Below are 24759 nucleotides of genomic sequence, written 5' to 3'. Positions count from 1 at the left end.
CACGGCCGCGGCGGCCATGTCAGTCGTTGCTGGAGACCCCGAGCTCGTCCAGTGCCCGCTGCATGCTGGCGCGGGCGGGCTCGCTGAGCTGCTCGTGGTCGAGCGCGAAGCGGATGGTCGCCTCGATCAGGCCGATGTGGGTGCCGCAGTCGAAGCGGGTGCCCTGGAAGCGGTAGGCGTCGTAGTGGGCGCCGCTGCGGATCATCGCGGCGATCGCGTCGGTGAGCTGGATCTCACCGCCGCTGCCCCGCCCGGTCGTCTCCAGCGCCTGGAAGATCCCCGGCGGCAGCACGTAGCGGCCCACCACGCCCAGGGTGCTCGGGGCATCCTCGGGCTTCGGCTTTTCGACCATGCCGCGGATCGCGCCGTGGCGGCCGTCGAAGTCGTCAGTGGCCACGATGCCGTAGCTTGAAGTCCGCTCGCGCGGCACGTCCTGGACAGCGATCGCACCGCCGCCGGTGCGTTCGGCGTGGTCGGCCATCTGCTTCAGGGCGCCGTCGCCGGTGTTCCAGATCAGGTCGTCGGGCAGCATCACGGCGAACGGCTCGTCGCCCACCACCGGCTTCGCGCACAGCACGGCGTGGCCCAGGCCCAGCGCCTCGGGCTGGGTGACGAACACCGTGCGCACGTGCGCCGGCAGCGGGTTGCGGATCATTTCCAGCTGCCTGGTCTTGCCGGCCCGCTCCAGCTTGTCTTCCAGTTCGTAGGCCTTGTCGAAGTAGTCCGCCACCGCGTGCTTGTAGCGGTTGGTCACGAACACCAGGGTGTCGCAGCCGGCTTCGATGGCTTCGTCCACGGCGTACTGGATCAGCGGCCGGTCGACGATCGGCAGCATTTCCTTGGGAACGGTCTTGGTGGCGGGCAGGAACCGGGTTCCAAGGCCTGCCACGGGGAATACGGCCTTGCGGATGCGCTGGGTCATGTCTTCCTTGCGTGCCTGGCGGGGAACGCCACGACGGTGGCGACTTCAGGCTGGCTGGATGGCGTCTGTGGGGAGAACTCGGGCACCGAGTCCCGAAGCAGCTGGGAGAGGGTTTCCAGGTCGTACTCGCCGACCGCCTCGCGCATGCGCCCGAGGGCGTGGAACACCCGCTCCTCCAGGATCCCGCGGGCCTCGGCCTGCAGGATCTTCGGATGCGAGGTCGGGCGGTAGCGCTCGTCGGCGTGGAACAGGGTTTCGTGCAGCTTCTCGCCCTGCCGCAGGCCGGTGTACACGATCGCCACGTCGCGCTCGGGCTGCTTGCCGGCCAGGCGGATCATCTGCTCGGCCAGCAGCCGGATCGACACCGGCTCGCCCATGTCCAGGGTGTAGATCGCGTGCCGGGATCCCATCGCCGCCGCCTGCAGGATCAGCTGGCAGGCCTCGGGGATGGTCATGAAGTAGCGGGTCACTTCCGGGTCGGTCACGGTGACCGGCCCGCCGCCGCGGATCTGCTCGCGGAACAGCGGCACCACGCTGCCGGCCGAGTCGAGCACGTTGCCGAATCGCACGGTGACGAAGCGGGTCGCGGCGGGCCGCGACATCGACTGGCACACCATCTCGCCCAGCCGCTTGGTGGCGCCCAGCACGTTGACCGGGTCGACCGCCTTGTCGGTGGAAATCAGCACGAAGCTGGCGACGCCTGCGCGCACCGTCTCGGCGACCACGGTCTCGGTGGCCAGGACGTTGTTGCGCACCGCTTCGCGCAGCTGGGATTCCAGCACCGGCACCTGCTTGTAGGCCGCGGCGTGGAAGACCGCCTCGGGCGAGGCCAGCGACAGCGCGTGGCGCATCACCGCCGGGTCGCCGCAGTCGCCCAGCACCGGCACGCACTGGATCTGCGGAAAATCGCGCCGCAGGGTTGCCTCGATCGTGGCCAGGGCCAGCTCGTCGATCTCCACGATGGCGATCTGGCGGGCTCCATGCCGCGCACACTGCCGGCACAGCTCGGCCCCGATCGAACCGCCGCCGCCGGTCACCAGCACGCTGCGCCCGCCCAGCCAGCCGCGGATCGCCTTCCAGTCGGGCTGGACAGGCTTGCGCCCGAGCAGATCCTCGATCGCGACCTCTTTCAGCTCGCCCGGGAGCGAGCGCCCTTCCAGCAGGTCGTCGATCCGGGGCACCGTCCGAAACGGCAGCCCGGTGCTGTCGCAGGCGGCCACCACCCGGCGCATCTGCGCCGCGTCCAGCGACGGCATGGCGATGATCAGCAGCTTGGCGGCGGTCTCCGGCGCGATCCGGCCGACGTCCTCGATCCTGCCCAGCACCGGCACGCCCTGCAGGTGGCTGCCGTGCAGCTTGATCGCATCGTCCAGGAAGCCGACCGCCTCGTACGACCCGGTACGCCGCAGGTCGCGCAGCAGCGCCTCGCCGGCCTGCCCCGCGCCGAGGATCAGCACCCGCACCGCGGACTGGTCGGTGCGGTTGACGCTGTAGTCCTTCCAGCTGCGGTAAAGCAGCCGCGGCATGCCCAGCAACGCGGTGAGCACCACCGGGTACATCACCAGCACCGTGCGCGGCACCTGTTCGAGGCGGTTGAACAGCGCCAGCGCGAACACGATGCCGAACAGCCCGAACAGGCTGGCCTTGAGGATGTTGATCAGATCCGGGACGCTGGCGAAGCGCCACACCCCGCGATACAGGCCGACCCGCCACAGCACCAGCGCCTGGACTGCGAGAACCAGCGCGATCTCGGTCGACCACAGCGGCACCTGGGGCGCGAAGGGCTGCATCGACAGGCGGAACTGGTGCAGGCCGAGCCAGCACAGCCAGACCATGAGCAGGTCATGGGCGACGATCGCCAGGCGCGGCAGCGCGATGATGACCCGATCCTTCCAATGATTCATTTCTGCTGAGTCCGTCCTTCGCCGTCCCGGGATACGCCCTGCACTGCCAGCCAGACTGCGGCCGAAACCGCACACCAGCTTACTGTCGCAGCGCTCACAATGATAAACGTGCCGTTGACCAAGGTCATGCCAAACATCAATGCGACCGCTGCCGCCGACCAGCCTGCATACAGCAAGGTCACGGGTGCGTGATGCCCCAGTCTGCGTGACCAGACCTGGTACGCATGCTGAACGTGGGGCTGCCACCAGGCCTCGCACCGCAGGATCCTGCGGCCCAGGGTCAGCGTTGCGTCCACCAGGAACGTGGCCAGGGGCAGTACCAGCAGCAGCCAGCCGGCCCGGCCACCCTCCTCCCCGGGCGCCAGCATCACCAGCACCACCAGCAGCGCCAGCACCTGCCCCAGCGAGCCGCTGCCAACGTCGCCCAGGAAGATCCGCGCGCGGGGGAAGTTGAACGGCAGGAAGCCGCAGCAGGCCCCGGCCAGCGCCAGTCCCAGCAGCCCGGCCGGCGTTCCCGTGCCGGCCAGGAGCGCATAGGCCAGCGCGGCGATCGCGGCCTGGCTGGCGGCCAGGCCGTCGATCCCGTCCATGAAGTTCCAGACGTTGACCAGCACCAGCACCGCCACGAATGCGATCGCCGCCACCAGCAGGCCGTGTCCGGACATGAGCAGCGCCCCGGCGAGCAGGGCTGCGGACAGCGCATGGGCCAGCAGGCGGAGCCTGGCCGACAGCGGCCGGTGGTCGTCGATCCAGCCCACCGCGGCCACCAGCACCAGCCCAAGCGCGCCGACCTGCAGCACCGGGCGCAGCTGTGGATACAGCCACCCCATGGCCACGAGGGCGGCCAGCACGACCACCGTGATCGAGATCCCCCCGCCGCGCGGAGTCGCGACCGCATGGCTGCGGCGCTCGCCGGGCTGATCCAGCAGGCCGCGCCGGCGCGCATAGCGCAATGCCAGCCATGTCACCGCCGCGCTGGCGACCAGCGCGCCTGCGAACCAGGCGATCGCCACCACCGGCGAAACCGGCATGTTCAGACCACCGCGTAGTTCAGCAGCGGCTTGATGGTGCCCCACTCCTTGCAGCTCGGGCACTGCCAGTGGTGGCTGCGCGCGCCGAAGCCGCAGCGGCTGCAGCGGTAGCTGGGATTGCGCACCAGCAGCTGGTCGGTGATCAGCTTCAGGTCCTGCAGGGTCGAAACGGGGTCGGAGCTGCCGTTGTCGGCCAGGGTCAGCTCGATCAGCGCCGCCTCGCCGCGCACGGAGGGCCGATCCTTGAGCTGCCGGGTCAGGTACTCGCGCGCGGCCGAGGTGCCCTTCTCCGCCTCCAGCAGCCGGGTCAGCGCCAGCACCGGGGCGATGCCGCGGTAGTGCTCGGTCATCTCGGCCAGGAAGTTGCGCGCGCCGGTGGCGTCGCCGATGCGCTCGTAGGCCGAACGCAGCAGCGGGATGATCTCCGGCAGGAAGTCGGTGTCGTGGCGAGCGGCGCGCTCCAGGGCACGGATCGCGGCGGTATCGTTGCCGGCGTCGATTTCCACCCGGCCCTCGAGGATGCCCGCGCGTACCGACTTGGAGTCGGCGGCATAGGCGCGGCGGACTGCTTCGCGGGCCTCGTCGATGCTGCCCGTGGACAGGTGGCGCTCGGCCAGCTCGCACTCGAAGTGGGCCACCAGGCGTCCCATCGGCTCGCCGGTGGCGGCCTCGTAGCGGGTCGCGTTCTCGATCGCCTTGGCCCAGTCACGCTCGGACTGGTAGATGCTGATCAGGTGCCGCAGCGCCTGCGGCGCGCGGTCGTCGAGCTGGGCCAGCTCGGTGAAGACCGTCTCTGCGCGATCCAGCAGGCCGGACTTCATGTAGTCCTCGCCCAGCGCGAGCAGCGCCTGTACCCGCTGCTGGTCACCCAGGTCGTTGCGCTGCACCAGGCCCTGGTGCAGGCGGATGGCGCGATCCACCTCGCCGCGGCGGCGGAACAGGTGGCCCAGCGCGATCTGGGTCTCGAAGGTGTCCTTGTCCAGCTCGGCGATATGCAGGAACAGCTCGATCGCCTTGTCCGGCTGTTCGCTGAGCAGGTAGTTCAGGCCACGGAAATAGGTCGTCGACAGGCGGCTGACCTGGTTGTCGCTGTGGCGTTCCCCCCCGCGCCGGCCGATCACCCAGCCCGAAAGGGCCGCGGCGGGCAGCAGCAGGAAGAACCAGAACCATTCGGTCATGAAGGCCATGCGGTCACGCTCCCGGCATCCGGACAGCCGCAGCCGTCAGTCTTCGTTCGGCAGGGGCATCACGTCGCTGACGCGCTCGCGCAGTTCCTTGCCGGGCTTGAAATGCGGTACGTACTTGCCCGGCAGGGCCACGGCGGCCCCGGTTTTCGGGTTGCGGCCGGTACGCGGCGGCCGGTAGTGCAGTGAAAAGCTGCCGAAACCGCGGATCTCGATCCGCTCACCCTCGGCCAGGGATGCGCCCATGATCTCCAGCACCGACTTGACCGCGAGGTCGACGTCGTCCGCCTTCAGGTGGGCCTGGCGACCGGCCAGGATCTCGATCAGTTCCGACTTGGTCATTGACCCTTTCCGCCCCCTTCAATCGCGGCCGGCGGCCCGGTTGCCCGGGCCGCCGGTGCGCGGTCTTACTCCGACTTGCCTTCCAGCTGCTCGCGCAGCAGCGCGCCCAGCTTGGTGGTGCCGCTGGAAGCCTCGGCGGCGGCCTTGTTGTACTCGGCCAGGGTGGCGGCGGTCTCGGCTTCGTCCTTGGCCTTGATCGACAGCTGCAGGGTGCGGCCGCGACGATCCATGCCGACGAACTTGGCCTCGATGGTGTCGCCCACCTTCAGGTGCTGGCTGGCATCCTCGACGCGCTCGTCGCTGATGTCGCGGGCCATCACGTAGCCCTCCACGCCCTCGGCCAGGTCGATGGTGGCGCCCTTGGCGTCCACTTCACGCACGGTGCCGCTGACCTTGGAACCCTTCGGGTGGCCGGCCATGAACTGGCCGAACGGATCCTGCTCCATCTGCTTGACGCCCAGGCTGATGCGCTCGCGCTCCGGGTCCACCGCAAGCACCACGGCCTGCAGGGTGTCGCCCTTCTTCAGCTCGCGGGCCACGTCCTCGCCGTCGGTGTTCCAGCTCATGTCCGACAGGTGGATCAGGCCGTCGATGCCGCCGTCCAGGCCGATGAACACGCCGAAGTCGGTGATCGACTTGATCTGGCCTTCGACCTTGTCGCCCTTCTTGTGGATGGCCGCGAAGGTCTCCCACGGGTTGGAGGTGACCTGCTTCATGCCCAGCGAGATGCGGCGGCGCTCCTCGTCCACGTCCAGCACCATGACCTCGACGTCGTCGCCCACCTGGCAGACCTTCTGCGGGTTGACGTTCTTGTTGGTCCAGTCCATCTCGGACACGTGCACCAAGCCCTCCACGCCCGGCTCGATCTCCACGAACGCGCCGTAATCGGTGACGTTGGAGACCTTGCCGAACACGCGGGTGTTGGACGGGTAGCGGCGCGAGATGTTGTCCCACGGATCCTCGCCCAGCTGCTTGAGGCCCAGGCTGACGCGGTTGCGCTCGCGGTCGTACTTGAGCACGCGCACGTCGAGCTCCTGGCCCACTTCCACCACCTCGGACGGATGGCGCACGCGCTTCCAGGCCATGTCGGTGATGTGCAGCAGGCCGTCGATGCCGCCCAGGTCGACGAACGCGCCGTAGTCGGTGAGGTTCTTGACCACGCCCTTGAGCACAGCGCCCTCGACCAGCTTCTCCATCAGCGCCTCGCGCTCCTCGGAGTGCTCGCTCTCGACCACCGCGCGGCGGGAGACGACGACGTTGTTGCGCTTGCGGTCCAGCTTGATGAGCTTGAACTCCAGCTCCTTGCCTTCCAGGTACGCCGGGTCGCGCACCGGGCGCACATCGACCAGCGAGCCGGGCAGGAACGCGCGCACGTCCTTGATGTCGACGGTGAAGCCGCCCTTGACCTTGCCGCTGATCTTGCCGGTGACGGTCTCGTCCTTCTCCAGGGCTTCTTCCAGCTCGTCCCACACCATGGCGCGCTTGGCCTTCTCGCGCGAGAGCACGGTCTCGCCGAAGCCGTTTTCCAGCGCGTCAAGGGCGACCTTGACGACATCGCCCTCGGCGACGTCGATCTCGCCGTCGTCGTTACGGAACTGTTCGATGGGCACGATGCCCTCGGACTTGAGGCCGGCGTTGATGACGACCACGTCGGTGCGCACCTGGACCACGGTGCCGGTGACGATGGCGCCCGGCTTGAGCTTGGCCAGGTGGGCCTGGCTGGCTTCGAACAGTTCTGCGAATGATTCGGTCATGTTGATATCCGGTTGATGACACAGACCGCGGCGCGGGTTCTTCGGGAACTCCGGCTGTGTGCTGCGGTCCACCCGTTGAGTCGGCCGGCGCGGGATTGCGCATTGGCCGCAGGAGTGTGTGGTTTGCAAATGGGTTGATCCGCCGGTTTCCCGGCGGGGCTGGCTCTGTCGTGCGGGCTTCAGGCGGGGTCGCGCGCCGGCAGCAGGGCCAGGACGCGGTCGACGACGGTATCGATGCCAAGGCCGGTGGTGTCGATGTGGACGGCCCCTTCGGCCGGCCTCAGCGGAGCCACCGCGCGATTGGCATCGCGGGCGTCGCGCGCGAGAATTTCGCGTAACAGACCGGCCAATGTAACCGAAACCCCTTTGTCACTCAACTGTTTATAGCGCCTTTCCGCCCGTTCAGCGGCGCTCGCGGTCAGGAAAACCTTGTAGCGGGCGTCGGGGAAGATCACCGTGCCCATGTCGCGGCCGTCGGCCACCAGCCCGGGCGGGCGCCGGAACGCGCGCTGGCGCTCCTTCAGCGCTTCGCGCACCTCCGGGATCGCGGCGATCGCCGAGGCCGCCGCGCCGGCGGTTTCGGTGCGCAGTTCCATGGTGGCGTCCACGCCGTTGACCAGCACCCGCGGCTCCCCGCCCGGCTCTTCACGGAAGCTGACTTCGGTGTCGAAGGTGCAGCGCACCAGGGCCGAGGCGTCCGACAGGTCGAGGTTGCCCCACCCGGCCGCCACCCCGACCGCCCGGTACAGCGCGCCCGAATCCAGGTAGTACCAGCCCATCCGGGCCGCGATCGCGCGGCTGATCGTGCCCTTGCCCGAGCCCGATGGGCCATCGATAGTGAGGACGGGGACGGCGGATCCGGAGTCGGCTTCTGTCATGGAGTGGCTGGCAGCGGTGACGGGATTGGCAATTGTACTGCCCCTTGCAACAGGGCGAGGAAAACCGCTATGCTTGGCGGCTTGTTTCCGCCGTCCCCATATTTAGAGGCACATCATGAAGGTCCTGTCCTCCCTGAAGTCGGCGAAGGCCCGTCACCGTGACTGCAAGGTCGTTCGTCGCCGTGGCAAGGTCTTCGTGATCTGCAAGTCCAACCCGCGTTTCAAGGCGCGCCAGCGCTGAGCAATGCGCCGTGCGGCCGCGTGCCGCACGCGAACGGTTGCATCGTCCGGGGTCGCAGAAATGCGGCCCCGGTTTCGTTTCCGCCGCCCGGCAAGCGCGCCGTTCTGCTTACAATCGGCAGTCCAGACCCGGGGAGGAGTCGCCATGAACAACCGTAATCCGTTCCGCCGCGCCAGCAGCCTGCTTGCCCTGCCGGCCGCCGCCCTGCTTGCAGTGGCCGGATCCGCGTCCGCCGACGTGCTGTTGATCGAGCGCGTGGAAGCACAGTCGCAGGTCGCCCTGCCCGACCGCGGCCTGAGCATGGCCCAGGTCGAACAGCGCTTCGGCGCCCCCAGCGAGCGGCTTGACGCGCGCGGCGGCCAGAAGAGCGACTGGCCGACCATCAACCGCTGGGTCTACCCGCAGTTCACCGTCTACTTCGAGCGCGACCGGGTGATCAACGCCGTGCTCAACCAGGCCCGGCCGAACGAAGTCGGCCCCAGGCCGGCCATCCGCTGAGCCATGGGTGACGGCCAGGCGCGCTTCCCCGCGGAGTGGGAACCCCAGTCCGCGATCCTGCTCGCCTGGCCGCACGCCGGTACCGACTGGGCCGAACGGCTCGGCGAGGTCGAGGACAGCTACGTCGAGCTGGTTGCGGCGATTGCCCGCTTCCAGCCGGCCATCGTCTGCGTCGCCGACGCCGACGTGGAAGCCTACGCCCGCGCCCGCCTGGCCTCGGCCCGCATCGACATGGATCGGGTGAGGTTCGTCGAAGTCGAGTACGACGACACCTGGCTGCGCGACACCGGCCCGATCACCCTGCAGGATGCCGACGGCTTCCGCATGCTCGACTTCCGCTTCACCGGCTGGGGCGGCAAGTTCGGCGCCGAGCGCGACGACCGCCTGGTGGGCCAGCTGCAGGAAGCTGGAATCTTCTCGAATAATTCTGTTCAACCCATTGATTTTGCATTGGAAGGCGGCGCCATCGAAACCGACGGCGCCGGCACCCTCCTGAGCACCCTGCACTGCCTGCGCGAGCGCCACCCGGGTCTCGGCCGCGAGGATCTGGAGTCGCGCCTGGGCGCCTGGCTGCACCAGGATCGCTTCCTCTGGCTCGAACGCGGCTACCTGGAAGGCGACGACACCGACGCCCACATCGACACCCTCGCCCGCCTCGCCGCTCCCGACGCCATCGTCTACCAGTCCTGCGACGACCCGGCCGACAGCCACCACGCCGAACTGCAGGCCATGGCCGCCGAACTGGCCGCCATGCGCACCCGCGAGGGCACCCCCTACCGATTGTTTCCCCTTCCCTGGCCCGCGCCCGTACGCGACGGCGACCGCCGGCTGCCGGCGTCCTACGCCAACTTCCTGATCGTCAACGGCGCTGTCCTCATGCCCGCCTACGACGACCCGGCCGACGCCCGCGCCGCCGAAGTGTTGGCCGCGGCCTTCCCCGGGCGAGAAATCGTCCAGGTGCCCTGCCGACCTTTCGTCTGGCAGAACGGCAGCCTGCACTGCCTGACGATGCAGATGCCCGAGGGCAGCGTCGCGTTTTGATCCGGGGTCTGGGGTTTTTGGTTCCAGGGCTTCGGTAACAGGTGTCACCTGCACTTGCGATTCACCTGATCCCACCCGTATGGCGCTCGTATAGAAGAAGAGCCGAACTGGTCGTTGCGGTGAGCCGTGCCCCGCACCCCTCCGCCCCCGCACCCACGCCCACTCACACGGGTGAACAGCCGCACTCCACCGCAACCCACAAGCCCCCGCTTTTCGCACGCCAATCCACCACCCCCTTTACAATGCCCGCATGAAGAACAAGACCCTTCCCGTCGCCCTGGTGCAGGAGCGCAACCACGGTGATGCCGAGGAAAACCTGGCCGTCATCGAAACCCGCGTCGCCGAGGCCGCCGCCGCCGGCGCGAGGCTGGTCATGCTGCAGGAACTGCACAACGGCCCGTACTTCTGCCAGCACGAATCCGTCGACGAATTCGACCGCGCCGAACCCATCCCCGGCCCCAGCACCGAACGCCTCTCCGCCATGGCGAAGAAGCACCGCGTCGTCCTCATCGGCTCCCTCTTCGAGCGCCGCGCCCCCGGCCTGTACCACAACACCGGCGTCGTCCTGGAAGCCGACGGCACCCTGCTGGGCAAGTACCGCAAGATGCACATCCCGGATGATCCCGGCTTCTACGAAAAGTTCTACTTCACTCCCGGCGACATGGGCTTCACCCCCATCGACAGCTCCGTCGGCCGCCTCGGCCTGCTCGTCTGCTGGGATCAGTGGTATCCCGAAGCCGCCCGCCTGATGGCCCTGGCCGGCGCCGAAATCCTCCTCTACCCCACCGCCATCGGCTGGGATCCGCAGGATGACGACGCCGAAAAGCAGCGCCAGCGCGACGCCTGGATCATCAGCCATCGCGGCCACGCCGTCGCCAACGGCCTGCCCGTGCTCTCCTGCAACCGCGTCGGCCACGAGGCCTCGCCGCTGGGCGCGTCAGGCATCGACTTCTGGGGCAACAGCCACGTGCTTGGCCCGCAGGGCGAGTTCCTCGCCGAGGCGGGTGGCGAGCCGGAAGTGCTGCTGGCCGAAGTCGACATGGCCCGCAGCGAGGACGTGCGCCGGATCTGGCCGTTCCTGCGCGACCGGCGCATCGACGCCTACCAGGATCTGCTGCGTCGCTACATCGACTGACGGCGGCCGGAACCGACCGCCCATGACCGATACCACCGCGCCCCTGTGGCAAAGCCAGCCGCACGCCATCGTCGAGCGCGACGGCGTGCACTACACCCTGCTTGGAACCGCGCACGTCTCCCACACCAGCGTGGAGGCGGTCGAGGACGCCATCGACAGCGGCGGCTTCGACACCGTCGCCGTCGAACTCGACCAGGCGCGGCTGCAGGCGCTCACCGATCCCGATTCGCTGGCCAAGCTCGACCTGGTGCAGGTCATCCGCAAGGGCCGCGTGGCGATGTTCGCCGCCAACCTGGCCCTGGCCTCCTACCAGCGCCGGCTGGCCGAGCAGCTGGGCATCGAGCCGGGCGCCGAGCTCAAGCGCGCGGTGGCCGTGGCGAAGGAGCGCGATCTGGCAGTCGAACTGATCGACCGGGAGGTCGGCCTGACCTTCCGCCGCGCCTCCGCCAACCTCGGCTTCTTCGGCAAGCTGAAGCTGGCGTCCGGGCTGGTGGCCGGCCTGCTCAGCAGCGAGGAAATGGACGAATCCGAGATCGAGAAGCTCAAGGAAGGCGACATCCTCGAATCGACCTTCGGCGAGTTCGCCCAGAGCAGCCCCGCCCTGTATGAAAGCGTGGTCGGCGAGCGCGACCGCTACATGGCCGCCAGGCTGCGGCAGGTGCCCGCGGGTACCCGCAGCGTGCTGGCGGTCGTGGGCGCCGGGCACCTGGCCGGGCTGGCGCGCCACCTGGCCGAGGACACCGCGGCCCCGGGCGAGATCCGCGCCGGACTGGAAGACGCGCCGCCGCCGCGCGGCATGCGCTGGATCGGCACCGTGATCACCCTGCTGATCCTGGCCATGATCGCCTGGGGCTTCTGGCAGGGTGGCGCCGACATGGGCCGGCAGCTGGTGCTGGAATGGGCCCTGATCACCGCCGGGTTCGCCGCCCTGGGCGCGATCCTCGCCGCCGGCCACCCGCTGGGCATCCTGGCGGCGGCCGTCTCCGCGCCGCTCAAGCCGTTCCGCCCGCCCGGGGTCTCACCGGGGCTGTTCAGCGCCCTGATCGAAGCCCATTTCCGCAAGCCGGCCTACGGCGACTTCCTCGCCCTGCGCGACGATGCCGGTGACCTGCGCGGCTGGTACCGCAACCGCGTCTCGCGCACGCTGCTCAACTTCATCCTCACCAACCTGGGCTCCAGCGTCGGCGTCTGGGCCGCCGGCCTGCGCATCGCAGGCCAACTGTTCTAGGAGCGCGCCATGCCCGCGCCGACCGGGGCATCGCCGCGGGCGCGGCGCAGCACCCGCCGGGTGGCGTTGTTGAGGTCGTCGAGCATGGCGTAGATGGTGGGCAGGAACAGCAGGCTGACCACCGTGGAGAACGCCAGCCCGCCTGCCACCGCGCGCGCCATCGGCGAATACGCCAGCCCGCCCAGCACCACCGTCTCGCTGAGAGAGATCGGTATCATCGCCAGCACCGCCGTTCCCATCGTCATCAGGATCGGGCGCAGGCGCTCACGGCTGCCGGCCACCAGCGCATCGGTCCGGTTCATGCCCGTCCGGCGCAGGTTGTTGATGTGCTCGACCATGATGATGCCGTTGTTCACCACCACCCCCATCAGCACCAGGATGCCGATGAAGGCCATCACCGTGAACGACGTGCCGGTGAGCCAGAACAGCCAGAACACGCCCAGGATCGAGAACACCACGCAGCTCATGATCGCCGAGGGGAACAGCAGCGACTCGAACACCGCCGCCATCACCACGTAGATCATCACCAGCGCCAGCAGCAGGTTGAACATCATCTGCTGCACCGCCTGCTGGTCTTCCTCGAAGCCGCTGCCGGCGAAGCTGTAGCCATAGCCGGCCGGGAAGCTCATCGCGCCCAGGGTTTCCTCCATCGCCCGGCGCGCGTCCTGCATGGTCGCCCCGTCCGTGACGTTGGCCTGGATCGCCAGCGTGGTCTGGCGGTCGGTGCGGGTGATGCGGTTGGCCGCCGGCTCGATGGCCACGTCCACCATCGACATCAGCGGCACCGTGCGCCCGTCCGGCGCCCGCACCATGAAGGTGGCGATGTCGCTGGCGTCGAAGGTCTCGGCCCCGGCGAAGCGCACCCACACCGGCACCTCGGTCTCGCCGCGCCGGTACTCGCGCAGCTGGCTGCCGCGCAGGGCCAGGCCGACGAAGCTGGCCACCTGGTCGGCGCTGAAGCCGAACGCCGCCGCCCGCTCGCGATCCACGCGCACGGCCAGCTCGCTGGTACGGTCGCCCACGTCCAGGCGCACGTCGCGCAGCTCCGGCCGGCGCGACAGGATCGGCAACACGTCGGTGGCCAGCTCGCGCAGCACCTGCATGCTGTCGCCCACCAGCTGCACCTGCGCGTTCTGGCCCATGCCGCCGCCCTGCTCGCCGCCGCCCTGGATGCCGATGTCCGCGCGCGCGGACGTCGGCAGGCCGGCGCTGATCGCCTCGGCGATCGGCTTGCTGTCGCGCACGCCGGGATCGAGCGTGATCATCGTCCCCGAGCCGCCCTGCTCGCCGTACCAGGAATACACCTGGGTGATGCGGAACCGCTCGCGGTTCTCGTCCAGGTAGCGCTCGACCCGCGCGACCTCTTCCGACAGCTGTCCCAGCGTATAGCTGCCCTTCCACTGGTAGTACACCTGCAGCTCACCGGCCTCGCCGCCGCCGAACATGTCGAACTTCGTCTGCGTCATCGGCACCACGCTCGCCGCGACCACCAGCAGCATCCCGGCGATCGTCCAGCCACGGTGCGCCAGCGACCAGCGCAGCACGCTGGCATAGCCGCGCTGCAGCCGCGGGATCAGGCCGTTGCTGCGCTGCACCGCCGCCGGCGTCTTCATCCGCGCCGACAGCATCGGGATCAGGCTGACCGCAACCAGCCACGAGGCCAGCAGCGAGACGGTGATGGTCACCGCGATCTGCACCATGAAGATGCTGATGTTGTTGGTCTCGCCCAGCAGGTTGGGCAGGAACACGATGCAGTGGCAGATGGTGCCGGCCGACAGCGCGATGGCCACGTTGCGCGTGCCCACGATGGAAGCGCGCCAGGAGTCGCCGGGATTCTTTTCCCGCTCCTGGTAGATGCTTTCCACCACCACCACCGCGTTGTCCACCAGCATGCCCACGGCCAGCAGCAGGCCCATCAGGCTCAGCACGTTCAGGGTCACCCCGAAGAAGTGCATGAAGCCCAGCGTCATCACGAAGCAGATCGGGATCGCCAGGGTCACCATCAGCGTCGAGGGCCAGTGGCGCAGGAAGAAGAACAGCACGATGATCGACAGCAGCAGGCCGATCGCACCCGCCTCGGCCAGCTCCAGCAGCGATTCGGTGACCTCCGCGCCGGTGTCCTGGATCACCCGGAAATCGATCCCGTCCAGGCCCGGCGCGTCCTTGGCCTCCTCCAGGGTGGCCAGCGCCGCGCGCGACACCTCAACCAGGTTGGCGTTGCGCTCCTTGAACACCTCCAGCCCCACCGCCGAGCGCCCGTCCAGGCGCCGCCCGTAATCCATCCGCGTGGGCCGGAAGTGCACCTCGGCCACGTCCCCCAGCACCACCCCGCGCTCGTTGAGCGGCAGCTCGCGCAGCTCCTGCAGGTCGCTGATCTCGCCCACCGGCTGCACCCGCAGCCGCTGGCCGCCGTCTTCGATCAGCCCGGCCGAGACCGAGAAGTTCACCGTCTGCAGGCGTTCGGCCAGGGCGTTGAGCTGCAGCCCGTGCGCGCTCAGTCGATCCGGATCGACCGCGATCTCGACCTCGTTCGGGGGCGCGCCGCTGATCTCGACCCGGGCCACGCCCGGCACCCGCTCCAGGCGCCGCTTGAGCTGGCGGTCGATGAGGTCGTAGGCGTCGGTCAGGTCGGCCTGGGCGGCCAGGCGCACGCGCAGCACCGGCTGGTCGCTGGTCGACCACTTGAACACGAAGTAGCGCCGGAAGTCGTCGGGCAAATCACCGCGGATCGCATCGATCCGTTCGCGCGCCTCCGAGGCGGTGATCGCGATGTCCTTGTCCCAGTCGGAGAACTCCATGAAGATGCCCGCGCCGTCGGCCCCGGCCTCGCCGCGCATGCGCTTGATGCCGCTCATCGTGGCCAGCGCCTCCTCGGCCGGCTTGAGCAGGTTGCGCTCCACCTCTTCCGACGTGGAGCCGGTGTAGGGCAGCTGCGCGAACAGGAACGGCGGCGACACGTCCGGCAGCGCTTCCAGCGGCAGCCGGAACGAGGCGATCAGGCCGATCACCACCAGCGACACGAACAGCATCACCGTGGTGACCGGACGCCTCAGGCTGAGTTCGGCGATGCTCATGCCCGCTGCGGCTCCCCGTCATCGGAGCCGGTGATCGAGCGCCCGGCCCGGCGGCCACGCTCGGCGTACCAGGCGTCGCCGCGGCGGTCGAGCAGGTCGTACACCACCGGGATCACCAGCAGGGTCAGCAGGGTCGACGCCAGCAGGCCGCCGATCACCGTGATCGCCATCGGTGAGCGCACCTCGGCGCCCTCGCCGAATGCAAGCGCCAGCGGCAGGAACCCGAACAGGGTGCTCAGGGTGGTCATCGTGATCGGCCGCAGGCGCGAGCGCGCGCCCTCCACCAGCGCCTCGCGCTTGGCCACGCCGGCCTCGCGCAGCTGGTTGACCTTGTCGATCAGGATGATCGCGTTCTTCACCACCAGGCCCACCATCAGGATCAGCCCGATGAACACCACCACCGAGATCGTGTTGCCGGTGACCAGCAGCGCCAGCACCGCGCCCACCATCGCCAGCGGGATGGTGAACAGGATCACGAACGGGTGCAGCAGCGATTCGAACTGCGAGGCCATCACCAGGTAGACCATGAAGATCGCCAGCGCGAAGGCGAACAGCAGCGAGCTGATCGACTCGGCCAGCTCCTCGCCCTGCCCGCCGATGCGCATCTCGATGCCCGCGCCCAGCGGATCGGCGGCCACCATCTGCTCCACCTCCGCCACCGCGGTGCCCAGGTCGATGCCGGCGAGGTTGGACGATACCACCGCCACCCGGCCCTGGTCGGCGCGGTGGATCTCGCTCGGGCCGACAGTGGCGACGACGTCGGCGACCGCCGACAGCCGCACCGGCCGCGCGGATCCCGCGTTGATCACCAGGTTGCGGATCTGCTCGACCGAGTCGCGCTGGTCTTCCTGCGCGCGCACCAGCACGTCGATCTTGCGGTCACGGAAGTTGTAGCGGGTCGCCACTTCGCCGCGCACCGAGCGCACCACCGCGTCGGCGATGTCGCGGGTGGTCAGGCCCAGCGCACCGGCGCGATCCTGGTCGAAGCGGATCTGGATCTCCGGCGCGCCCTGCTCCACCGTGCTCTTGACGTCCGCGTAGTGCGGATTGGCCCGCAGCATCCGCGCCATCTTCTGCCCGGCCTCGGACAACGCGCCGAGGTCATGGCCGTGCAGCTCGATCTCCAGCGGCGTGGAGAAGCTGAACAGCGCAGGCCGGCTGAAGTCCACCTGCGCCTGCGGGTAGTCGCGCATGGTCTGGCGCAGGCTTTCGGTCAGCCGCGCCTCCCGCGCCCGGCTGCCACCGCCTTCCATCACCACGCTGAGCTTGCCGATGTTCTCGCCGCTCTCGGTGGGGTTGGCGTCCAGCCGGGTGCCGCTGCCGCTGACGCCGAACAGCACCTGGATGCCGTCCTCGCCGGCATGCCTGGCCTGTACCTCGCGCACGATCCGGTCGGTCTCGCGCAGCGGCGTTCCCGGCGGCAGTTTGACCGTCATCTCGAAGCGATCCTGGGCCAGCTGCGGAATCAGGTCGGTGCCCAGCAGCGGCACGATCGCCAGCGCCACCGCGAACACGGCCGCCGCGATCCCGAGCACCAGCCCGGGCCGCTGCATGGCCCGAGGCAGCACCCGCAGATAGCCTTCCTCGGCGCGGTCATAGACGCGCATCGCCGCATCGCTGGCGCGCCCGGTGACCGGTGACACCACGGCCACCAGCAGCCGCCAGATCCGCACCGCCACCCAGGCGATGGCGAAGAACACCCAGCGCACCAGCGCACCCGCCAGTCGCCCCACCGCCGCGAACGGCTTCTGCCACGCCGGCTGCGGACGCCACTGCGCACGCGGCGCCTCCTCGGGAAACGCCAGCGGCGGCCGGCCCGTGAGCGAGCTGAGCATCGGAATCAGGGTCACCGCCACCAGCAGCGACACGCCCACCGCGATCGCGATCGTCAGCGCCTGGTCGCCGAACAGCTGCCCGGCGATGCCGTCCACGAACACCAGCGGCAGGAACACCGCGATGATGGTCAGGGTCGAGGCCACTACCGCCATGCCCACCTCGCGGGTGCCCTCGATCGCCGCCGCGAGGATGCCAAGCCCGCGTTCGCGCGCCTTGGCGATGCTCTCCAGCACCACGATCGAATCGTCCACCACCAGCCCCGCGGCCAGCGCCAGGCCGCTGAGCGACATCACGTTCAGGCTCAGCCCCATCTGATCCATGAAGAAGAACGTGGTGATGATCGAGATCGGCAGCGACAGCCCCACCACCAGCGTGCTCCAGCCGCTGCGCAGGAACAGGAAGATGATCAGGATGGCCAGCGAGCCGCCCACCACCGCGTCGACCTTGACGTCGCTGATCGCCGCGCGGATGAACTTCGACTGGTCGTCCACCACCGTCAGAGCGATGTCCGCCGGCAGCCGCTCGCTGATCTGGGCGATGCGCGCGTGCACCGCGTCGGCGGTGGCCACGGTGTTGGCGTCGCCTTCCTTGTAGATCGCCAGCTCCACCGCCTCCCGGCCGGCCAGGCGGATGATCGCTTCGCGCTCCTTGTAGCCCTGGCTGACGCTGGCCACGTCGCCCAGCCGCACCGGGCGGCCATCGGCCACCATGCGGCTGTCGGATGCGGCCGCGCTCTGCGCCGACATCGCCGCCGCCATCACCGAGGCATCGCCCGAGGCCGCCGCGATCCGCGCCACCTCCTCGGCGCCGCCACCGCCCGCCGAGGCGGACTGGGTGGTCACCAGCATGTCGCGGATCTCCTCGACGCTGGCGAACTGGTTGACCGTGCGCACCAGGTAGCGCTGGGTGCCCTGCTCCAGCCGGCCGCCGGAGAGGTTGATGTTTTCCTGCTGCAGGCGCTGGATCACGTTGCCCGGCGGCAGGCCGATGCGGGCCAGCTGCTGGATGTCCAGATCCACCTGGATCTCGTCCTCCAGGCCGCCACCGACGCGGATCGCGGCCACGCCCGGCACCGATTCCAGCCGCCGCTTGAGCTCGTCGTCGGCGTAGCGGCGCAGCTGGGTCAGCTGACGCACCGCATCGCCCCCGCCCGCCGCCGACAGCGCCACCCGCAGCACCGGCTCGGTGGACGGATTGAACCGCAGCAGCACCGGCGGCTGCACCTCGAACGGCAGCTGCAGCGTCTCCAGCTTGTCGCGCACCTCCAGGCCGGCCTGGTCCATGTCGGTGCCCCAGGCGAACTCGAGCACCACGTCGCTCTGGCCGGTGCGGGAGATGGACTTGAGCTTGCGCAGCCCCTTGACCACGCCCACGGCCTCCTCGACCGGCTCGCTGATCAGGGTCTCGATTTCCATCGGCGCCGCGCCGGTGTACTCGGTGCGCACGGTCAGGGTCGGATAGCTCAGGTCGGGCAGCAGGTTGACCCGCAGGTTGCCCAGCGCGATCAGGCCGAACAGCAGCAGGCTGACGGTGACCATGGCCACCGTGACCCGGCGCCTGGTGGAGAACTCGATGATGCCGCCGCGCGCACCCTGCGCCGGCACGGGATCCGTGGGCGGAGCGCCGTGCGGGTTGCCGGGGGTACCGCTCACTGCGGGTTACCGGCGTCGGATTCGGCGGATTCGGCTGCGGCGGGCGCGGCGGCGACCGCTGCGTCCGCACCGATCACCTGCACCGCGCTGCCGTCGCGCAGCGCGCCCTTGCCGGCGATCACCACTTCGTCGCCAACGGCCAGACCGTCGCGGATTTCCACGAAGCCCGCATCCACGTGGCCCAGCTGCACCGGCGTGCGCACGGCCAGGCCGTCGCGCACCAGGTACACGGCCGGCTCGCCCTCATCGTCGAGCAGCGCGCCGCGCGGGATGGTCAGCACGTCGGCGCGCTGCTGGTACTCGATCCGGAAGCGGCCGAACATGCCCGGCTGCAGCTGCTGCCCGCCCTCGAACGCGCTGATGACGCGGAAGGTGCCGCTGCCCGCATCCACCACCGGTGCCACCCTGTCCACGCGGCCCTCGAAGCTGCGCCCGGGCAGCGCGTCCACCTCCATGTACACCGGCTGGCCGGCCTGCAGCGTGGCCAGCTCGCGCTCGGGCACGTTGAGGGTGGCCTCCAGCCGCGAGTTGTCGACGATGCGCATGATCGGGGTGTTGATCTGCACGAAGTTGCCGGTCTTGATCGAGCGCGAGGCGATGACCCCGGAGATCGGCGCGGTGACCGTGGTGTAGGACAGCTCCAGCCGCGCCAGGTTGTAGGCGGCGCGCGCGTTCTCCAGGTCGTAGCGCATCTGGTCGTATTCGCCGGCGCTGATCAGCTGCTGCGCGGCGAGCTGCTCGGCGCGCCGGTAGTTGCTTTCCAGCTTGCGCATCTGCGCTTCGATCTGGGCCAGGTTCAGGCGCGCGCGATCCGGATCCAGCCGCACCAGCGCCTGCCCGGCCTCCACCACCTGGCCTTCCTCCACCATCACCTGCAGGGCCACGCCCGAGGTCTTGGCCACCACCTGCGATTCGGCCAGCGCCTCCAGCGAAGCGGTGCCGGTGTAGCTGGCGGCGATGGTGCGGTTGCCCGCCTGTGCGACTTCAACCGGAACCTGATGCGCCTCTTCCGCCTGTCCGGACTGCGGGCCGCCTGGGGGGCCTCCGCACGCGGCCAGGGCCACCAGGCAACCGGCCAGGACAAGCAATGACCATCGGTGATGGCCGCCCACGGGAAGTACGCGCATGTTCAGGACTCGGTCTGGTGTTGTAGTCAAGTAAATCACCGATAGGCCTGCGGGAAATCCGCCAAAGGTCACGGTGACTGCCGGCTGGCGCCGTTGGAGTCGCGATTGTAGGGCAGGCTATACTCTGCCGATCGTGCGCCGTAGGGGGATTTTACGGCGTCCGCCCATCGGGCCGCGACGGCCCCGGATCAGCCAATACAGGATTGCGGATAACCACATGATGCGACCGCTGCAACTTGCCGCCTGCCTCGCCCTCGCCGCCCTGCCGTTCACGGCAGCAGCCCAGGATCCCGCCACCGCCGCCGCGCCCGCGCAGGGCTCGGCCGACGAAGGGCGCACCCTGGCCTACACCTGCATGGGCTGCCACGGGATCCGCGAATACCGCAACGCCTACCCGGCCTACCGCGTGCCCAAGATCGGCGGCCAGTCGGTCGAATACCTGACCAACGCCCTGACCGAGTACAAGCGGGGCACGCGCCAGCATCCGACCATGGAAGCGCAGGCCAAGAGCTTTTCCGACGAGGACATCGCCAACCTGGCGGCCTTCCTGTCCAGCGTGAACGAGTGAGCCGCCCGATGACGATTTCCAAGCACTTCCTGTTCCTGTCCGCATTCTCCGCCGCCGCGCTGCTGGCCGCCTGCGCCCCCGCCGACGGCGGCTCCTCGTCCGCGGGCCTGCCCAGCGGGCGCATCGACGCCGGTGAACTCCAGGCCGCGGTCAAGGGCGAGGCCACCGGCCAGTCCTGCATCGACTGCCACGGCGCCGACGGCAACCAGCCGCTGGATCCCACCTACCCCAAGATCGGCGGCCAGTACGCCGACTACCTGGGCCACGCCCTGCAGCAGTACCGCAGCGGCGCGCGCGATCATTCGCTGATGTCCAACCAGGCCCAGGGCCTGAGCGACCAGCAGATCGCGGATCTGGCGGAGTTCTTCGCTTCGCAGCCTTCGCAGCTGAGCGACCTCAGCAACGCCTACTGAGCCTGCGCCTGCACAGCCGGTGCAACGGGGCCCACGTGGCCCCGTTGTCGTTTGGGCGCCGGCAACACCTCAGCGCCAGGCGTCGTCGCTCAGGCCTTCCTGGTCTTCCTGCAGATCCGGGCGCCACGGAATGTCCGGCGGCGGCCGGGCGCTGGCGGGGTCGTCCTGCAGGTTTGGATCGACCAGGTCGCAGCCGCCGGCGAAGGCCAGGGTGGCGACGTTGCAGCGGATCGACTTGTTGGTGCCGGGGATCGGGATCAGCACGGTGCGGATGCTGCGCCGTACCCATTCCTCCAGCAGGTTCTCGTGGGGCACCCAGAAGCGGTCGAAGCTGGTCGGCTCGTAGTCGGTCGGCGGGCGCTTGAGCCAGGTGCCCATGCGGTCGATCTTCTCGTAGTCCTCGGTGATCGTGCCGGGCGGCAGGCCGCCGCCCACCTGCCCCTGCCCCGGCGGCAGGCGCACGCTGCCATCCGGGTTGAACAGGCTCGAACTGCCGCCCTGCCCGCCAGGGCGGTTGACGGTGGATGCACCGGGGTCGTCGCCGCGCTGCGGGGTGCTCCAGCCACCATCGCGCACGACCGGGGCCGGCCCGGCGTTCGCCACCGGATCGTCTCCGCGCTCCGGCCCGGTGTCGGGTGGGGTGTCGGGCTCGGTGCCCTGCCCGGCTTCGGCCTGGGCCAGGTCGCCTTCATCCGAGGCATCCGCAGCGTCCGCGGACTCGCCGGGATCCGGCACGGGTGGCATCGGGATGTCGCGGGTGCGCGCCTGCCGGGTGTCCGGGCTCAGCGTGGGCGCCTGGATGTCCGGCACGCGCACCTGCGGGGCCGGCGGCGCGGGTTCCAGCAGGGCGACCTCGCGCTCGGCGATTTCGAGCTGCGGCTGTGCGGGCTCGCGCGCCGGGGTGTCGATCGGCCGCATCGGCGGCGCATCGAGTTCGTGGGTTTCGGCCAGTTCGATCCCGCGCGTGCGCGGCGCCACTTCGATTTCGCGCAGCTGCGGCGCGGGCACTTCGACCGCCTGGATCGGTGGCACCTGGAAGGCGCCGTCGGGCAGCGGCGTTTCGGTCACCACGAGCGGCTGCTCGGGTTCCGGCGTGGGCGGCGGGGGCTCCGGTTCGGGCTCGGGCTCGGTCACCGCTACGGCTGCTGGCTCCGGCTCCGACGCGGGCAATGGAGCCGGGGCCGGCTCCGGCAGCGGCGCAGGCAGTTCGGGCTCGGCCGGAGCCGGGGACTCAACCTGTGCGGCGGGCTCCGGCGGCGCGCCGCCACCTTCATCCTCGGGGGTGCCGTCGCCGATGAAGACCACCTGGGTCACCTGCTCGCCGCGCTGGGCATCGGGCGCCGGCGCGACCAGGAACCGGGCGTGCATCAGCCACGACATCACCACCACCAGGCCCAGGTGCAGCAGGATCGACAGGCTGCGCGAGAGCACCCGCAGGCCGCGTTCGTCGCGGCCGGGCGGCTCCCACTGCTGGCGCCACAGCGCCCGGAATGCCCGCCAGCCCTGCAGCTGTTCAACCGGAGGCCTCGGCACCGGGGGGCGCGCGGCGAAGATCGCGATGATGTCGCGTGCCAGCGAAACGTCCGCGGGGCCCGCAGCGGGCGCGCTGGATTCAAACCAGGCTTTCCACGATGGCGGGATGCCATCGGCAGGCAGCGGCCGGATCGAGCGGCGCTGCCGGCGCCGCAGTGACTCGATCAGTTCGGCCGGGGTGAACACCCGAGTCGGCGTCCGGTCAGCCGGAACTGCGCTTGATGTACGGGGCGGTGCCGGTGTCGTGGTCGGTGGCGTCGCGCACCGCGGTCACGCCGGGCACCTTCTGCAGCAGGGTCTTCTCGATGCCCTGCTTGAGGGTGACGTCGGCCATGCCGCAGCCGTGGCAGCCGCCGCCGAAGCGCAGCACCACCACGCCCTCGGCGGTCACTTCCACCACCGAGACGTGGCCGCCGTGGCTGGCCAGCTGCGGGTTGATCTCGTGCTCGACCAGCCAGCGCACCCGCTCGACCAGCGATGCGGATCCATCCGGCGCCTCGCCCTTGATTTTGGGGGCGCGGATCTGCAGCTGGCCGCCGGTGGCCTGGGTGGTGAAGTCGATCTCGGCGCCGTCGAGGAACTTCACGCTGGAGGCGTCGAGCCAGAGGGTGAAGCCTTCGCAGTCGATGGCCCACTCGTCGCCGTCGAGGTCGCCGGGCTCGGCAAACTCCAGCTGGACGTCGGCGCGGGCGGTGCCCGGATACACCGCGGCCAGGCGCACGCCCAGGCCGGGCAGCGCTTCGCGTTCGATGAGTTTGCGGAAGTGGGTCTGGGCGGTGTCTGAGATCTGGATCATGCGGGTATTCTATCCGGCCCGCGGCGGGGTTTCCGGAACGCCAGTCGACCGGAGCGTTGCGCCGCAGCGACAGGAGTGAACCATGTCAGACCTGATCCCCCTCGCCCGGGCCCGCTGCGTGCCCCGCAGCGGCCGCGAACACCGCCTGTCCGATGCCGATATCCGCGAACTGCTGCCGCAGGTGCCGGGCTGGGAGCTGGCCGAGGACGGCCATGCGCTGGTGCGCACGTTCAAGTTCGACGATTACTACCGGACGATGGCGTTCGTGAACGCGCTGGCGTTCATGGCCCATGGCGAGGATCACCACCCGGACCTGGGGGTGCACTATGACCGCTGCGTGGTGCGGTATTCGACCCATGACGTGGACGGACTGTCGGAGAACGATTTCATCTGCGCCGCGAAGGCGGATGCGCTGGTTGGCTGACGAGTGAGCTGAGGGGCCACGACGGGGCTCGGCTTCGGTGCGCACCATCGGCGCGAATCGCTTTCAGCCTGCCAGGCGATCCAGGACTTCGGACAGCTCCGGCGCCAGCGGCGCGTGCAGCAGGTACGGAGTCCGGCCGTCGTCGAGCGCGAATTCAAGCGAAGCGGCGTGCAGGAACAGGCGCCGCAGGCCGGCCTTGTCGCGCAGGCGCCTGTTGACCTCCGGGTCGCCGTACTTGTCGTCGCCGGCCACCGCGTGGCCGATGTGGCGGGCGTGGACGCGGATCTGGTGGGTGCGGCCGGTGGCAATGGCGACTTCACAGTAGGAATGGCCGCCGCGGCGCTCGAGCACCTTGAAGTGGCTCAACGAGGGCTTGCCGGCGTCGCTGACCTGCACGTGGCGTTCGCCGCCCTGGCGCAGGCCCACGTGCAGGGGGGCGTCGACGCTCATGGTGCCGTCGGGCATCCGGCCGGCGAGCAGGGTCAGGTAGCGCTTGCCGACCCCGCTACGGGCGTCGCCGCCGCCTTCGCGCAGCAGCGCCTGCAGCTCGGACAGGGCCGAACGCTTCTTGGCGAACAGCAGCAGGCCCGAGGTGTCGCGATCCAGGCGATGCACCAGCTCCAGCGACTGGTTGGGGCGCAGGGCGCGCAGGGTCTCGATGGCGCCGAAGCCGATCCCGCTGCCGCCGTGGCTGGCGACCCCCGACGGCTTGTTCAGGGCCAGCAGCCGCTCGTCTTCGAACACGATGCCGGCCGCCAGCGCGTCCATCAGTCCCTTGGCCGGGGTGCCCCGCTCTCCCGGCCCGGCCAGGCGGACGGGCGGGATCCGGACTTCGTCGCCGCCCTCCAGGCGCCGGTCGGCCTTGGCGCGGCCGCCGTTCACCCGCACCTGGCCGGATCTCACCAGCTTGTAGACGAGGCTGCGCGGGGCGCCCTTGAGCTGGCCGAGCAGGAAGTTGTCCAGCCGCTGGCCATCGCGGTCGTCGGCCACCCGCACGGTGCGGGCGCCGCCAGGCTGGGAATCGGGGCGTTCCGGATGGGTCATTGGACGGGTTTGATCTGCTACACTCGCGTCGCGATATAAGGGTTTGATTTCGCAGGGAGTTGCCCCGGCGGTGCCAAGGTGCCACCGGAACCGGCAAACAGGGCCGAAAGCCCACCTTCCTCGATCCCGATTGC

The 24759-nt window shown here is 69.7% G+C and carries 21 protein-coding genes; 8 read left to right on the top strand and 13 right to left on the bottom strand.

Annotated features, from left to right (window positions below; genetic code table 11):
* Nucleotides 1-19: 19 nt before the first annotated feature.
* The 7 genes from galU to cmk form a co-directional block, all read right to left on the bottom strand.
* Nucleotides 20-922 carry a UTP--glucose-1-phosphate uridylyltransferase GalU gene (gene galU / locus ACOZ90_RS00720; protein WP_422891715.1) on the bottom strand — a complete coding sequence of 301 codons (903 nt, stop codon included), beginning with the start codon at nucleotides 920-922 and terminating at the stop codon, nucleotides 20-22.
* Nucleotides 919-2826, bottom strand: coding sequence for a polysaccharide biosynthesis protein (locus ACOZ90_RS00715; protein WP_422891714.1), 1908 nt, complete (start codon nucleotides 2824-2826; stop codon nucleotides 919-921). The genes galU and ACOZ90_RS00715 overlap by 4 nt, the downstream gene beginning before the upstream one ends.
* The gene (locus tag ACOZ90_RS00710; protein WP_422891993.1) at nucleotides 2823-3839 is read right to left on the bottom strand and encodes an MraY family glycosyltransferase; all 1017 of its coding nucleotides are present in this window, start codon (nucleotides 3837-3839) and stop codon (nucleotides 2823-2825) included. Before ACOZ90_RS00710 ends, ACOZ90_RS00715 begins: the two co-directional genes overlap by 4 nt.
* 20 nt (nucleotides 3840-3859) lie before the next feature.
* Entirely contained in the window at nucleotides 3860-5044 is a 1185-nt protein-coding gene (gene lapB / locus ACOZ90_RS00705) for a lipopolysaccharide assembly protein LapB (RefSeq protein WP_422891713.1), read from the bottom strand.
* Nucleotides 5045-5080: 36 nt separating this feature from the next.
* Nucleotides 5081-5383: an integration host factor subunit beta gene (locus ACOZ90_RS00700; protein WP_422891711.1), complete on the bottom strand. Its 303-nt coding sequence runs from the start codon at nucleotides 5381-5383 to the stop codon at nucleotides 5081-5083.
* Nucleotides 5384-5448: 65 nt separating this feature from the next.
* Nucleotides 5449-7137 (bottom strand): 30S ribosomal protein S1, encoded by a 1689-nt coding sequence (gene rpsA, locus ACOZ90_RS00695; protein ID WP_422891710.1) that lies wholly within the window; start codon nucleotides 7135-7137, stop codon nucleotides 5449-5451.
* Nucleotides 7138-7316: 179 nt separating this feature from the next.
* Nucleotides 7317-8015, bottom strand: a complete 699-nt coding sequence (gene cmk, locus ACOZ90_RS00690; RefSeq protein WP_422891709.1) for a (d)CMP kinase — start codon at nucleotides 8013-8015, stop codon at nucleotides 7317-7319.
* 115 nt (nucleotides 8016-8130) lie between these two features.
* On the opposite strand from cmk, the gene ykgO reads away from it, so the two are divergent.
* The 5 genes from ykgO to ACOZ90_RS00665 all read left to right on the top strand — a co-directional run bounded on the left by ykgO (nucleotide 8131) and on the right by ACOZ90_RS00665 (nucleotide 12158).
* Nucleotides 8131-8256 (top strand): type B 50S ribosomal protein L36, encoded by a 126-nt coding sequence (gene ykgO / locus ACOZ90_RS00685; RefSeq protein ID WP_010342887.1) that lies wholly within the window; start codon nucleotides 8131-8133, stop codon nucleotides 8254-8256.
* Between the two features lie 144 nt (nucleotides 8257-8400).
* Nucleotides 8401-8754 carry a hypothetical protein gene (locus ACOZ90_RS00680; protein ID WP_422891708.1) on the top strand — a complete coding sequence of 118 codons (354 nt, stop codon included), beginning with the start codon at nucleotides 8401-8403 and terminating at the stop codon, nucleotides 8752-8754.
* Nucleotides 8755-8757: 3 nt separating this feature from the next.
* Nucleotides 8758-9795, top strand: a complete 1038-nt coding sequence (locus ACOZ90_RS00675) for an agmatine deiminase family protein (RefSeq protein WP_422891707.1) — start codon at nucleotides 8758-8760, stop codon at nucleotides 9793-9795.
* Nucleotides 9796-10045: 250 nt separating this feature from the next.
* A complete protein-coding gene (locus tag ACOZ90_RS00670) occupies nucleotides 10046-10930 on the top strand; it encodes a carbon-nitrogen hydrolase (protein WP_422891706.1) in 885 nt (294 codons plus the stop codon).
* A 22-nt stretch (nucleotides 10931-10952) separates the two neighbouring features.
* Nucleotides 10953-12158, top strand: coding sequence for a TraB/GumN family protein (locus ACOZ90_RS00665; protein WP_422891705.1), 1206 nt, complete (start codon nucleotides 10953-10955; stop codon nucleotides 12156-12158).
* Here the strand turns inward: ACOZ90_RS00665 and ACOZ90_RS00660 are convergent.
* From ACOZ90_RS00660 to ACOZ90_RS00650, 3 genes are read right to left on the bottom strand one after another with little or no spacing between them, the layout of a single operon-like run.
* Nucleotides 12155-15232, bottom strand: coding sequence for an efflux RND transporter permease subunit (locus ACOZ90_RS00660; protein WP_422891704.1), 3078 nt, complete (start codon nucleotides 15230-15232; stop codon nucleotides 12155-12157). The two genes, ACOZ90_RS00665 and ACOZ90_RS00660, sit on opposite strands and share 4 nt — an antisense overlap.
* Nucleotides 15229-18720, bottom strand: coding sequence for an efflux RND transporter permease subunit (locus ACOZ90_RS00655; protein WP_422891703.1), 3492 nt, complete (start codon nucleotides 18718-18720; stop codon nucleotides 15229-15231). The genes ACOZ90_RS00660 and ACOZ90_RS00655 overlap by 4 nt, the downstream gene beginning before the upstream one ends.
* Entirely contained in the window at nucleotides 18717-19847 is a 1131-nt protein-coding gene (locus ACOZ90_RS00650; protein ID WP_422891702.1) for an efflux RND transporter periplasmic adaptor subunit, read from the bottom strand. The genes ACOZ90_RS00655 and ACOZ90_RS00650 overlap by 4 nt, the downstream gene beginning before the upstream one ends.
* A 220-nt stretch (nucleotides 19848-20067) precedes the next feature.
* Between ACOZ90_RS00650 and ACOZ90_RS00645 the strand changes: the two genes are divergently transcribed.
* Nucleotides 20068-20415, top strand: a complete 348-nt coding sequence (locus ACOZ90_RS00645; protein ID WP_422891992.1) for a c-type cytochrome — start codon at nucleotides 20068-20070, stop codon at nucleotides 20413-20415.
* Nucleotides 20416-20423: 8 nt separating this feature from the next.
* Nucleotides 20424-20828 carry a c-type cytochrome gene (locus tag ACOZ90_RS00640; protein WP_422891701.1) on the top strand — a complete coding sequence of 135 codons (405 nt, stop codon included), beginning with the start codon at nucleotides 20424-20426 and terminating at the stop codon, nucleotides 20826-20828.
* Between the two features lie 69 nt (nucleotides 20829-20897).
* Here ACOZ90_RS00640 and ACOZ90_RS00635 read toward each other — a convergent pair whose 3' ends face one another.
* Both ACOZ90_RS00635 and ACOZ90_RS00630 read right to left on the bottom strand, forming a co-directional pair.
* Nucleotides 20898-22547: a hypothetical protein gene (locus ACOZ90_RS00635; RefSeq protein ID WP_422891700.1), complete on the bottom strand. Its 1650-nt coding sequence runs from the start codon at nucleotides 22545-22547 to the stop codon at nucleotides 20898-20900.
* Nucleotides 22548-22563: 16 nt separating this feature from the next.
* Nucleotides 22564-23157, bottom strand: coding sequence for an NfuA family Fe-S biogenesis protein (locus tag ACOZ90_RS00630; RefSeq protein WP_422891699.1), 594 nt, complete (start codon nucleotides 23155-23157; stop codon nucleotides 22564-22566).
* A gap of 82 nt (nucleotides 23158-23239) precedes the next feature.
* Here ACOZ90_RS00630 and ACOZ90_RS00625 point away from each other — a divergent pair, with 82 nt between their 5' ends.
* Entirely contained in the window at nucleotides 23240-23581 is a 342-nt protein-coding gene (locus ACOZ90_RS00625; protein WP_422891698.1) for a 4a-hydroxytetrahydrobiopterin dehydratase, read from the top strand.
* 63 nt (nucleotides 23582-23644) lie between these two features.
* On the opposite strand, the gene ACOZ90_RS00620 is transcribed toward ACOZ90_RS00625, so the two are convergent.
* Nucleotides 23645-24625, bottom strand: coding sequence for an RluA family pseudouridine synthase (locus tag ACOZ90_RS00620; RefSeq protein ID WP_422891697.1), 981 nt, complete (start codon nucleotides 24623-24625; stop codon nucleotides 23645-23647).
* Nucleotides 24626-24759 lie beyond the last annotated feature (134 nt).

The sequence above is a fragment of the Luteimonas dalianensis genome (assembly GCF_049339425.1).
GTDB lineage: Bacteria > Pseudomonadota > Gammaproteobacteria > Xanthomonadales > Xanthomonadaceae > Luteimonas > Luteimonas dalianensis.
This window is presented reverse-complemented; position numbering and strand designations above follow the sequence as displayed.